The organism is Streptomyces sp. GESEQ-35 (assembly GCF_017948485.1).
GTDB lineage: Bacteria > Actinomycetota > Actinomycetes > Streptomycetales > Streptomycetaceae > Streptomyces.
Genome location: NZ_JAFFSX010000030.1, coordinates 100,146 through 111,979, shown reverse-complemented (window position 1 = coordinate 111,979; position 11,834 = coordinate 100,146). Strand labels below are relative to the sequence as shown.

Here is an 11,834-nt window from a genome sequence, read left to right as displayed (position 1 = left end):
GGGCCTGATTCAGCCGAAGTCACTGGCCAGAGAGTGCATGGTCTGCGTGTTCGCGGCTTCGGTGCGCTGATACAGCATTCCCGTACCGCCGCACTGGCCGGCGAGGCTGTCGCAGTCGGCCGCGAGTGCCGAGACCTGAGCCGACCAAGTCTCCGCCAGGCCGGTCAGCGCCCCGCCCAGCCCGCCATCCCAGTTCCCGGTACCGAAGTCACGGGATGCAGAGCGCGTCTCGTCCACCGGATGGGCGCCAGTGGTTCGCGTCCGCCCCGCGATCTCGCGCGCGCCGGCGCCCGCACGATTGAGCGCTGCCGGATCTTCGATTTCCGTCCCGGCTGACACGCCATGTCCCCCATGTCCCCTTGCGTTCCTTCTGGAACGGAAGGTATCGATACTTGACGCGAGCGCGTCAGCAGCGGGTAAGTATATCCCTGGCTACGCACCGGAGTTGAGTGAGCATCCCTCAGGCTTGAGGATGCAAATCGTGCGCCACAGCCCGGGCCCTACGAGCCTTCGACGTCACGACCGGTGTCGGCTTTGAGGTTGCTGATGAACGCCCTGAAGGGTCCGGCCGGGAAGGAGAGCGTGCCCTGGGCCAGGGCCTTCGAGTCACGTATCGCGACTTGGGCGTGGAAGTTCGCTATCTCTACGCAGTTGTTGCCGTCGCCGCTACCTGAGTACGAAGACTTCCGCCAGTTGTCGGGGGTGGTCACGGCACGCCTCACAGTTCCTTCGCCAACCTGTGGATGAAGTCACGCGACCGCTCGGGGTCGAGCGACACCGCCTCCACTTTACGGAAGAGCGTTCGAAACGCTCCGAGCTGGGCTTCGGAGTCGATGAAGCCGGCGCCCTGAGGCGCGTCGCGTACCGCCGTATCCAGCTTCGGCACGACACCACCCACGTACATCATCGAGTTTGTGGCCCCGGCAAAGCCGTCCAGGTCGAAGGGGATGACCCGCACCTTGATGTGATCGGCTTCGGACAGTTCGAGGATGCGGGCGAGTTGAGTCCGCGCCGCGTTGCGGTCGTCGACCCTGATGCGTAGTGCCGCTTCGTGGATCACCGCTGCATACGGGACGGGGGCCGGGTCCTCGAAGACCACCCTGCGTGCCATCCGGTGGCGGACCCTCCGCTCAAGCTCGCTGTTGGGCAGTTCGGGAACACGGTACGAGAAGACAGCGCGGGCGTAGTCCTCCGTCTGGAAAAGGCCGGGGACGTGCAAGAACTCCACATCCAGCCGATACGTACAGTGATGTTCCAACTCGGCCAGGTCCAGGAACGCGTTGGGGAGCTTGCCTCGGTACTCCTCCCACCAGCCTTGGGACCGATCGGTCGCCATAGCCACGAGAGCCTCAATCAACTCGCTATCGGCGCAGGAATAGTTAGCCGCAAGGCGACGCACCGTGTCCTCACTCACGCCCCCGACGCCGGATTCGATCTGGCTCAGCCTGGCCGCGTCGGTTCCGAGCAACGCGGCGGCTTCACGACCCTTGAGTCCCGCCGCCTCGCGCAGCTTCAGCAGTTCGGTACCCAGTCGTGTCTGCCTCGCGGTGGGCTGCCGTCTCCGCGGCATGAGCGCCTCCTTGCCCCAACAACCTTGGAACGGTGCCCCGTTCGGAGGCAAGATTACGGCAACGACTTGCGATGTTCCAACATTGGACCCTACGGTCGGTGTTGCGACGCACACGCTGCGAGACCCCGGGACCCCGGAAGCGCACCGCTCCGTCCTGCCATGACGGCTTCGGCACTGCCACCGCCCGCCCTCGCACGAAATCGCCAACTCCCCTTTCTTGAACAGGAGTTCCGTCGTGCCTGAAAACGAACCCTGGGAATACTCCCTCTACATCCCGAACGACCCACGCGCAGTAACCGTCTGTCGCCGTACCGTCCGCCTGATCCTCACGATGCACGGCTTGATCCGACTCGTCGACACGGCCGAACTCCTCGCGACGGAGCTGGCCTCCAACGCCGTACGCCACACCAAGGGACCCGCCGCCTTGCGTCTGCGGTGGCGGGGCGGTGTTCTGCGTATCGGCGCCTGGGATGCTGACCCGGAGCCGCCCGAACCTCCTTCGAAGTTGGGCGACTTGGTCGACGCGGAGGAAGGGCGCGGTCTTGCACTTGTCTGCGCCTGCGCTGACGTATGGGGGTGGCAGCCGCTGTCCAGAGACGGCAACCGGGGCAAGTACGTGTGGTGCGAGCTCGTTGCCGGATAGGTCCCGCGGTTGGATCAGGGGGAGTCGACCATCCGGCACTCGTAGGTGATCCCCTGTGGACTGGGCTTCGAAGAAGGCGCCAGGCCCAGCGCGTAAATTCTCGCGGAGACGGACCGGGCAGATGAGACGCCCCGACAACGGCCTGCCGGGCGCGGACCCATGTCACATCCAGGCGACGATCCCGTGGTGCTCCTGTGCCGGTTCCCGCAGGGCCGCGGGGACTCGGCACGTAACGCCTAGTCACTGCATGTATGGTGCCGAGGAAGCCTGGGTGATCAGTTGAGTCACCTGGGCCCCGATGCGTCCAGAGCCGAACGGGGAGAAAAACGGCCCATGGGGGACCACTTCAAGACGGATATCGGGCAGCTCGAACAGTTCCTGACGAATCTGGAGAGATGCGTCGACGAGCTGAACGAGGCGCGGTCCGCACTCGACCACGTGCGTGCCGACCAGATCGGCACCGCCCGGCTCGACGAGGCCTGTGACAGGTTCCAGGACGAGTGGAAGTACGGGTCCGGCAAGACCAAAGAAATGATCGATGCGATCAAAGAGGGCGTGAAGTCGAACAAGAAGGGCTACGAAGAGGTCGAGCAAGCCTTGGAGAAGGCCCTCAAGCAGATCGCGGACCAGAGCACCTCGGGCGGCGACGGAGGCGGTAAGTAATGGCCGCGAACCCATACCCCAACATCGGCTGGAACCCGGTACCGGGCATACCCGCCGAGGTCACGAAGCTGCAGCAGAAGGTGGCCGCGGCCGCGACGGCGCTGGAGAACACCCACCGGCAGCTGACGAAGCTCACCAGCGAGAGCAGCTACTGGCAGGGCGACGCGGCGGAGAAGTTCCGCGAGTCCCTCGATGGTGACCTGCCGAAGTACCTCAAGGACGCCGCCTCCTCCCTGCGTTCCGCCGCGACCCAATTGCACAAGTGGGACGGTCATCTGACCTCCAACCGGGAGCTGGCGAAGAAGTACGACGCCGAGGCCGCCGACAGGAAGGCCGCGGCCGACAAGGCCAAGAACGCCTACGACCAGACCGCCCAGCACCCGGACTTGAAGCTCGCGGGCCAGACCTTCCCATCCCAGGAGGAGGCCGACGCCGCGACCGCGCGGCTGCGCTCCGCCGAGCGGGAGATGAACGAGGCGAGTACGGCCCTCACCAAGGCCAACAGCGAGTACGAGTCACTCAATCGCAAGGTCAAGGAGCTGGAGTCCGAGCACACCAGCGAGGCCGAAACCGTCGCCAAGGCCCTGGAAAGCTCGACGAAAAAGGCTCCCGACGAGCCGGGCTTCTGGGACAAAGTCGGCGACATCCTCCAGTCGGTCGGCGATTTCCTGGTGGAGCACGCAGGAACCATCGGCGCCATCGCCGGTCTGCTCGCCCTCTTTCCGACTCCGCTTGCCCCGCTGTTCGCCGGTATCGCGATTGCCGCCAGCGCGGTGTCCATGGCCAAGAACTTCTCCGACCCGGAATTCCGTGACGCGTTCCTCCCCTGGGGCGACAAGTTCGGCTGGAACATGGACACCTTCTCCGCCTGGGCCTCCGTCGGTAGCGACGCCGTCGGCATGGTGCCCGGAGGCAGGGCGCTGAGCTCGGCGGCCCGCGGCATCCGCGGCGGGCTCGACGACGCTGCAGCGATGGGCGTCAGCGTCACGAGCCGCGAGGTCGGCACCGAGTTTGTGCGGGAAGTCGGCCACGTGCTGCGCACAGCCCCGAGAACCGCCGTGGACGAGGCGTGGCAGGCAGCCGGGGAGAGCGCCGCAGGCTCGGCCAAACTCATGACCGACATCAGCGTGAACGGCCTCAACGTCGCCGCGAACCTCATGCCTGAGGAGGGCACGGCAGGCACCGCGGCGGAAGTCACCAAGGCAGGAGCCGGAGCGTGGGCCGGGCAGGACATCGTACGGTCCCTCCTGGCGGCAGCGTAGCCAAACCGAGAGGTGAACGAAGCATGAATACGACCGCCGCCCTCTCGGGTTCCGCCGCAAGCGGCGCCGCCAAACCCGTCTTCTGGTACGGCATTCCGCACGGGTACGCGAAGCTGGACCTCGATCCGCCGCGCGAGCGCATCGAGGAGCTGGTCCGGGTGCTGAACACGCTGCCCGCAGAGCAGCGGGCGCAGGCCTCGCAGGTACTGCAGTTCTACGCGGGCATGGTCACCACGCTCAATGCACAGAACGTGCACATGTGCGCGGTCGGGTACCACCCCGATGACGACGGCACCGTCGTGACGTCCACCCTCACAATTTCTACTGTCCCGGCGTCCGGCCACAATGCAAAGCTGGTGATCGCCGGTCTCGCGGGGACAGCCGCCGACGACCCGGACTCCGGAATGCGCCCGCTGGAACTGCCCTGCGGTCTCGGCTACCTCGCGGAGGAGAAGAAGCGCACCGTCGCGCCCGGCAGAGACCCCGAGAGCCCCGAAGGCCCGCAGCGCGGGGACGTGTGGCAGGGCACGGTGGCGGTCACCGGCTCGGGCACACCCGACATCATCGTCGTCCAACTGGTGACGCCGGCTCTCCATCTCGCAGACGTATACCGGGACATCCTTCTCGGGGTTGCCCGAACGCTTACGTTCACCGACCCGACGAAGCCGGCACCGAGCCCGGACCAGCCGCCAACGGGCTCGGCCGAGGCGGCCATGCGCAGCGACTTCGGATAAGGACGGACCCAACTCATGGACAGTCAACCCATGGCACCCGACGTTGCGCAGGTGCTCAAGCACAACCGCACGCTGTTGTACCGGCACATCGCCACGCGCCTCGCGCTCGCCATGGCCTTCCTCGCCGTGCCGTTGGTGGCACACCTGGTCGGCTATGACGCCGCCCTACCCGTGTTCGGCATCCCAGCCGCCTTGTTCGTGCTGATCTTCCTGACGCTCCGGCTGCGTCACGGGTCACGGCTCAAGGTGTGCGAGAAGGTGCTGCACACTTATCCCCTGGAGTACCGCACCCGGGTGTCCAAGAAGGGCTCCGAGTGGAAGTACCTCGGCAATGTGCACACCGTCCGGCTCTCCGTGCGCGGGCAGCACGGCGCCCCTTCTCTGCGCGCGCTCAACGCCTCGACGGTTCGCCGCTGGCCGAAGGAGGCCGAGGAGGGCGGCGCCTGGTTCGCCGGTGACCCAGCCTTCGGCGGCGTCATGATCGTGCCGGGGAGCAACGACATGCTCTTCGTACAGCCCGCCGAGTGGGAGAAGTGCGAGCAGGAGCGCGCGCAGGCCGACCCGCAGCGTAGGGCCCTTGCCGAACAGGCAGGGATCTCCCGGCTGTTGGAGAGGGAACCGAGGATCTTGGTTGGTGGATGAAGCGCGTATTCGGCTGGGTATGCGGCGTCGTCCTCGCCCTCGTCACCGCCTTCTGGTGCGTCACCGCGACCGCCGACCTTGCGCTGTCCGCGGGGGTCTACGGCACCTCGGGCGCGTACAAGGTGGAGAGCTGCTATGACACCAACAACAGCCGTAAGAACTCCACCTACGACTGCTATGGGGACTTCACTCCGGACGGCAGCACCGCCGACGATGCCGTCTATGTGCACCTCGAGGACACCGGGCACGACTATCCGGACGGCACCGAGTTCGACGCGCAGCAGGGGATCGAGCCGGAGACGATTCAGCGGGTCGGGTTCTGGGGCTTCGTGGGCGAGCTCTGGCAGGTCGCGGTCTGCGTGGCCGTCCTCGCAGGCCTCGGGTACCAAGCGATCAAGCCACGGCGGGAGTCCCCCCACAGCCGGGAGCCCTCGCGGCGTCAGAAGGTGGCCGACCGGGTGGGCTACGCCATCATGGTCGCCATCCCTGTGGGCATCCTGAGCCTGATCGCCATGGTCGCAGAGCCGATCCCGTAGTACTCCAGCCGTAGATCGGGTTGCACTCGCACGCGCGCCTGAAGCCAGCGCCGAAACGACCCGGCCATGTGCCCGCGTTGGCGGCACGGCGTCAGATTCCTTTCGGTGTGCCGGCGAGTGCCTTGCGGAACAGCTGCCCGCTGTGCCGTTCAGGATTTCGTCCTGAAATTGCAGCGAAGGTCACGCCCGACTGCTTCTCGCGCACTGGGTCACCGATCATCTGGAATAGTGACCGCCGGGACATTCAGTCGAGTCGGTGTGATCTGACTCAAGCCTTCACCGAGGGCCTGCTGACCGTATGCCGACGAGCAGGTTGTCGTCGATAGCGAACTGGCGGCGAGCATGCTCGCGTTCGACTTCCCGAGTGGCATGAAACCCCGGGCCCGCCGTCCGAACCGTCCACGTCGGCACAAACTTGTAAGGCGCCGAACAGAGCGGGTGCCCCGGCCGGAAGGGCGGGGCACCCGCTTGCGTCGGGCGCTGCGTTGGCCGGGCCTGCCTGGGTCAGCCTGCGAGCTGCTTCTGCAGGGCTTCGGCGTCGTAGAGGGCCGACATGTGCAGGAACTTCCCGTCGCAGATCCGGTAGATGACGTACTCGACGATCTCGATCGACTTACCGGTGGGAACTGCCCCGAGCCACTCCTTGGCGGGGGTACCGGTGTTGATCAGACGGGCGGCGAGGCTGTCGCCGCTGATGGCGAGCTCCAGGGCCTCCCAGTGGAGGTCGGGGACCGCATCGGTGATGCTGTGCCGCTGCGCGACGAGGGCCCCGCCGGCTACGACCCGATCACCAATGAACACCTACTGACCCTGGTACGGGGGTTGCTGGCCGTAGGGGTTGGGCTGCTGGGGCGGCTGTCCGGGGGGAGTGGGGTATCCCTGCTGGGGAGTTGGCGAGTACGGCTGCTGGGCGGGCGGATAGGTCGGCTGCTGGGGCGGGTAACCCATGTTCTGGGGGTAAGTTCCGCCGGCGGGGCTGCCGTTGCCAGATGTTCGGCGGCTGCGGGTTACGGCGAAGACGATGACTGCGGCAATTACGGCTCCTACGCCGATGATGCCGACGGCAAGGACGATCGCGCCCATTGACGAAGTTCCCTTCTCTTATTCGGACTTGTTCGCTCTACTGCCCGACCGCCAGAGTGCGTAGAAATCCCCCTCCCCACCGGAGATGGGGTGTTACTCCTCCTACTACCCCTGGTACGGGGGTTGTTGGGCATAGGGATTGGGGTACTGCGGGGACTGACCTGGAGCAGTGGGGTACCCCTGGTTGGGGGTTGCGTTGGGGTACTGCTGATAGCCCATCGGAGGCTGGGGCGGGTAGCCCATGCCATGTACGGGGGTTCCGCCGCCGGAGCCGGGGCCGCCGTTACCTCCGTTGCGGCGGCTGCGGATCACCGCGAAGGCGATCGCACCGACGATCATGGCGGCCGCGATACCGCCAGCGACGACGAGGATGCTCCTGGAGGAGGACTCCTTCTCGGCCTGGGTCGAGGTGTCCGTTCCCTTGGATGCCCCGCCAGATGTGGAGTTGGGCGACTGGAGGTGGCCAAGAGGGTTCCTCTTCGGGCCAGCGGGGATATCCATCGTCAGTGCCGAGTAGGGCCGGGCAATCCCGTAGCCGTATTCTTCGTCGGGTGCTTGCAACCCTTTGTGATGCGCGAAGGTGGCCGACTTGATCAGGCGATTGATGACCTGACCTGCGGAGAGTTCAGGGAACTTTGAGCGGACCAAGGCGGCTGTAGCGGATACGTAGGCTGTAGCGTCCGATGTGCCGTTTGACAAACTGTACTGCTGCGACCGAGTCGTATCCGCGGCGAGAATCTCGGCACCGGGAGCCATGAGGGCAAGCCCCTTTCCGGTGTTGGATCCTTCCCAGCGGTTGGCGTCCTTATCCACAGCACCGACAGAAACAACCCCGGGCAATGCTGCTGGCTCGTCGACAGCAATGGACCCATCATTACCTGCGCCCGCAACAACAACAACGTCGTGAGCTTGCGCATACGCAATCGCGGCACGACCGTCACTCAAAGTCTTGCCACCATCATTACCGAAAGAGAGATTAATGACCTTTGCACCCTGGTTCACTGCATATCGAACCGCCGCGGCCCAGGTCTCATCATGATTTGGGTCCTCCTCCGTCTGGAGGGTGCGCAACGGAAGGATCTTCGCCTTCGGCGCCAGGCCCACCATGCCGGATGACTTTCCCGCGCCATGGCCATGTCCAGCGATCAGACTTGCCATACCCGTCCCGTGCCCGAGCACGTCCTTCTGCGCGTCGCCCCCACCAGTAAAGTCTTTCCCATCAAGGACCTGACCAGTTAGATCAGGGTGACTGCCATCCACGCCGGAATCAACGACGGCAACAGTAACGCCCTGTCCTTGGGATTCAGCCCAAACATCTTCTATTGCGAATGCGTTCAAGGCCCATTGTTGATCTCTGACGTAGTCCGCCGATGCGGTTGGGGCCGCAGTGAGGAGCAAAGCTCCTGTCGCCGCCACGACTCCCGCCGTAGACCAGACCCGCTTGAAACGCACTTCTTTACTCCTCGCTCAACTTCGGCAGGCGCCGCCAGTCTTCATGCAGGCGAGCCGCACGGTTACTCCGTGCGGCTCGCTGGTTTGCCTACTCGATGGTCCGTCACATTCCGATTGCGGTCTTCCGAATTCCAGACCTTTTCGCCATCGATCAAGTAGTCGGGACGATCAGACGGATCCAGGGAAACGGCCCTCCCAAACGACCTCTGCTGCGATTGCCGCGTCTATGGCTCACGTCGAAGGCAATGCCCAACATCGCCGGGGGTACGACGAGGACGATGCCCACGCACGATCCGCTGCTGGATGGTAGGTCACTCCTACTGGCCTTGGTGCGGGGGTTGTTGGGCGTAGGGGTTGGGGTACTGCGGGGACTGGCCTGGAGCAGTGGGGTACCCCTGGTTGGGAGCTGCGTTGGGGTACTGCTGATGGCCCGTCGGGGGCTGGGGCGGGTAGCCCGTGCCTTGAGCGGGGGTTCCGCCGCCGGAGCCGGGGCCGCCGTTACCTCCATTGCGGCGGCTGCGGATCACCACAAGGACGATCGCACCGACGATCACAACGGCTGCGATACCGCCAGCGAGGACGAGGATGTTACTGGAGGAGGAGGACTTCTTCTTCCCGGCCTGAGTCGAGGTGTCCGTTCCCTTGGATGCCCCACCAGAAGTGGAGCTGGACTCCTGGAGCTGGCCAAGAGGGTTCGCCTTAGGTCCTGCGGGGATGTCCATTGTGACCGCCTGGCGGGGGCGGATAATCCCGTAGCCATACTCTTCGTCGGGTGCCTTCAGTCCCTTGTGGCCGAGGAACGAGGCCGACTTGATGAGGCGGTTGATGACTTGGCCTGCGGTGAGGTCGGGGTACTTTGAACGGACCAGGGCAGCAGCTGCGGATACGTAAGCCGTGGACTCAGAGGTACCGCTAGACACACCGTACCCATTGGACATTGTGTTATTTGCACCGACGATTTCCACACCTGGCGCTGTGAGCGTCAGACCCTTTCCAGTATTCGAGTCTGTCCAGAGGCTGGCATCTTGATCCACAGCACCGACAGATACGACTCCGGGCAGTGCTGCTGGTTCACTTACAGCAACAGACCCTTCATTGCCTGACGCTGCAACAACTACAACGTCGTGTGCTTGCGCATACGCGATGGCATCACGACCTGCGCTTAGAGTCTTACTGCCACCATCGCTACCGAAAGAGAGATTTATTACGGTCGCGCCGTGGTCCACTGCGTATCGAACTGCAGCTCCCCATGTCTCATCCAGATTCCTGTCTTCTCTCGTCTGGAGAGTGCGCAACGGCAAGATTTTGGCCTTCGGCGCAAGTCCAATCACGCCGTCGGCATTTCCCGGGCCATGCCCATGGCCAGCAATGATGCTCGCCATCTTTGTTCCGTGGCCGATGATGTCCTCTTGGGCGCTCCCTCCGCCAGTGAAGTCTTTCCCTTCGAGGACCTGACCAGTTAGATCAGGGTGACTGCCATCCACGCCAGAATCGACAACGGCTACAGTCACGCCTTCCCCTTGAGTCTCGGCCCAGGTGTCCTGCATCGAGAATACGTCCAAGACCCACTGTTGATCTCTGACGTAGTCCGCCGAGGCAGTTGGGGCCGTAGTGAGGAGCAAAGCTCCTGTCAGCGCCACGACTCCCGTCGTAGACCAGACTCGCTTGAAACCCACTTCGTTGCTCCTCACTCAACTGCGACTGGTTCCGCCAGTCTTCATGCGAGCGAGCCGCACGTTCTCTCCGTGCGGCTCGCTCGTGTGCCTACTCGATGGTCCGCGGCACGTTTCGGTTGCGGTCCTCTTCCGAGATCCAGGTCTCTTCGTCCTCGACCAGGTAGTCGGGGCGGTCGCCCTGGCTATTCTCGTCGTTGGGCCGTCGACCGTTGCGACCACCCATACCGCCAGCCATCGCACCGGCTCCGCGCTGGCTGCCGCCGCGGCTGCCGTGCAGGCCCGCACCGCCACCGGTGCCCTTGCCTGTGATGCCCTTAGCCGCTCCGACTACACCGCCACGGGACTTCGCGAGGGCTCCACGTCCGCCAGCGCCAGCACCGCCTCGGCCGGCTGCGCCGGCTCCGCCGCCGCCCATGCCGCCCATACCGGCTCGGCCTCCGGCACCGCGACCTGCTCCCGCACCAGTGCCAGCCGCGCGACCGCCGCCAGCAACACCGATGCCGCCGCGTCCGGCCGTACCACGTCCGACGCCGGTCCCTCCGCCAGGAGCCACGATGCCCGGACCTTGAGCCCCGCCGGTCCCGACACCGCCCCCACCGGCGCTGGGGCCGCCAGTGCTGGTACCCGGCCCGGTCCCCGTCAGCCCGGGAGAGATGCTGTCCACCTTCGTCTTGGTGGTCGGGAGTTGTGTGCCTCCCGTGATGCCCTGGTCACGGGGCACGTTCGGGGCTGGCTTGACGCTCGTGGTCGGACCTGCGCTCCACGGCTTACTACCTGATACCGAGGCGCCCGGTCGGGACGCGCCACTTCCGACTGGCGTGACAGGCGGTGGGTACTCCACATCACGGTTCGGTTCCCCGACGTGCCCGTCTCCGCCGTCCTTTACCCGATTCCTTTGCAGATTCCCCGTGACACGCATGTACTGAGCACCCAGGTTCTCCATGACCGCAACACCATTGAGTTGGGCTTCTCGGCTCGCGCCGATCTTGCCCTCGTTGATTTCCGCTACTTCCTTAGCGGTCAACTTGCGGTCCTGGAGATCGCTGGCTACTGCTTCACCGTTGTCCCATTTCCAGTCACTGAGAGCGTCACCGACCTTCGCCCAGCCACTGGGCTCCTCGATATCGTCCAGCTGCGCCTTGAACCTGCGTAGCTGCGAGGCAGCGTCGGCCATCTGAGAGCGGTTGAGATCCGCATGCCAAGCCGCATTTCGGATGCTCTGCGCGATCTTGCGTGCCTCCCTCTCGAAGGCTCGGGCCGCTTCGCCTTCCCAGTGCTCAAGGACATTGTCGATCGACTTGTCCAGCAAGCCAGCAATGCCCCCTCCTTCGCCACCGGAAAGGATTTCATCGACCTTTCCCCAGTGCCGACCCGTCTCCTCAATCTGGCCCGGATTGGTTCCCTCAAGCATCTGCTTGAGCTCTTTGAGCGAGTAATCGATGAATTGAGTCTTGGTCTGAGGCCGCCCCGGGTCCGCGACGCAGACGTCATTCACGATCACGGGCTTAGGCAGCTCTTTGTCACCGGCCACTTGAACTCCTCCCCTTGTTAGGTACTTCTCGATCCGGAACGG

14 protein-coding genes are annotated in these 11,834 nt (G+C 64.7%); 6 read left to right on the top strand and 8 right to left on the bottom strand.

What is annotated here, in order from left to right; genetic code table 11:
• Positions 1-9: 9 nt before the first annotated feature.
• From KCH87_RS40300 to KCH87_RS40290, 3 genes are all read right to left on the bottom strand, one after another.
• On the bottom strand, positions 10-339 hold the full coding sequence (locus tag KCH87_RS40300; protein ID WP_210592867.1) for a hypothetical protein: 330 nt from the start codon (positions 337-339) through the stop codon (positions 10-12).
• 161 nt (positions 340-500) lie between these two features.
• On the bottom strand, positions 501-710 hold the full coding sequence (locus KCH87_RS40295; RefSeq protein ID WP_210592866.1) for a DUF397 domain-containing protein: 210 nt from the start codon (positions 708-710) through the stop codon (positions 501-503).
• An 8-nt stretch (positions 711-718) separates the two neighbouring features.
• Positions 719-1,570 carry a helix-turn-helix transcriptional regulator gene (locus tag KCH87_RS40290; protein ID WP_210592865.1) on the bottom strand — a complete coding sequence of 284 codons (852 nt, stop codon included), beginning with the start codon at positions 1,568-1,570 and terminating at the stop codon, positions 719-721.
• A gap of 235 nt (positions 1,571-1,805) precedes the next feature.
• On the opposite strand from KCH87_RS40290, the gene KCH87_RS40285 reads away from it, so the two are divergent.
• The 6 genes from KCH87_RS40285 (at position 1,806) to KCH87_RS40260 (ending at position 6,050) form a co-directional block, all read left to right on the top strand.
• Entirely contained in the window at positions 1,806-2,213 is a 408-nt protein-coding gene (locus tag KCH87_RS40285; protein ID WP_210592864.1) for an ATP-binding protein, read from the top strand.
• A 333-nt stretch (positions 2,214-2,546) separates the two neighbouring features.
• The gene (locus KCH87_RS40280; RefSeq protein ID WP_210592863.1) at positions 2,547-2,876 is read left to right on the top strand and encodes a hypothetical protein; all 330 of its coding nucleotides are present in this window, start codon (positions 2,547-2,549) and stop codon (positions 2,874-2,876) included.
• Positions 2,876-4,138 (top strand): putative T7SS-secreted protein, encoded by a 1,263-nt coding sequence (locus tag KCH87_RS40275; protein ID WP_247197510.1) that lies wholly within the window; start codon positions 2,876-2,878, stop codon positions 4,136-4,138. Before KCH87_RS40280 ends, KCH87_RS40275 begins: the two co-directional genes overlap by 1 nt.
• 23 nt (positions 4,139-4,161) lie before the next feature.
• Entirely contained in the window at positions 4,162-4,872 is a 711-nt protein-coding gene (locus KCH87_RS40270; RefSeq protein WP_210592862.1) for a hypothetical protein, read from the top strand.
• Positions 4,873-4,902: 30 nt separating this feature from the next.
• Positions 4,903-5,514: a hypothetical protein gene (locus tag KCH87_RS40265; RefSeq protein ID WP_210592861.1), complete on the top strand. Its 612-nt coding sequence runs from the start codon at positions 4,903-4,905 to the stop codon at positions 5,512-5,514.
• Positions 5,511-6,050 carry a hypothetical protein gene (locus tag KCH87_RS40260; protein WP_210592860.1) on the top strand — a complete coding sequence of 180 codons (540 nt, stop codon included), beginning with the start codon at positions 5,511-5,513 and terminating at the stop codon, positions 6,048-6,050. Before KCH87_RS40265 ends, KCH87_RS40260 begins: the two co-directional genes overlap by 4 nt.
• A gap of 504 nt (positions 6,051-6,554) precedes the next feature.
• Here KCH87_RS40260 and KCH87_RS40255 read toward each other — a convergent pair.
• The 5 genes from KCH87_RS40255 to KCH87_RS40235 all read right to left on the bottom strand — a co-directional run bounded on the left by KCH87_RS40255 (position 6,555) and on the right by KCH87_RS40235 (position 11,792).
• Entirely contained in the window at positions 6,555-6,851 is a 297-nt protein-coding gene (locus tag KCH87_RS40255; RefSeq protein WP_210592859.1) for an ester cyclase, read from the bottom strand.
• Positions 6,852-6,998, bottom strand: a complete 147-nt coding sequence (locus tag KCH87_RS40250) for a hypothetical protein (protein WP_210592858.1) — start codon at positions 6,996-6,998, stop codon at positions 6,852-6,854.
• A 240-nt stretch (positions 6,999-7,238) separates the two neighbouring features.
• Positions 7,239-8,585 carry a type VII secretion-associated serine protease mycosin gene (gene mycP, locus KCH87_RS40245; protein WP_308299035.1) on the bottom strand — a complete coding sequence of 449 codons (1,347 nt, stop codon included), beginning with the start codon at positions 8,583-8,585 and terminating at the stop codon, positions 7,239-7,241.
• Between the two features lie 317 nt (positions 8,586-8,902).
• A complete protein-coding gene (locus KCH87_RS40240; protein WP_308299034.1) occupies positions 8,903-10,225 on the bottom strand; it encodes a S8 family serine peptidase in 1,323 nt (440 codons plus the stop codon).
• Positions 10,226-10,349: 124 nt separating this feature from the next.
• A complete protein-coding gene (locus KCH87_RS40235; protein WP_210592857.1) occupies positions 10,350-11,792 on the bottom strand; it encodes a hypothetical protein in 1,443 nt (480 codons plus the stop codon).
• Positions 11,793-11,834: the final 42 nt, after the last annotated feature.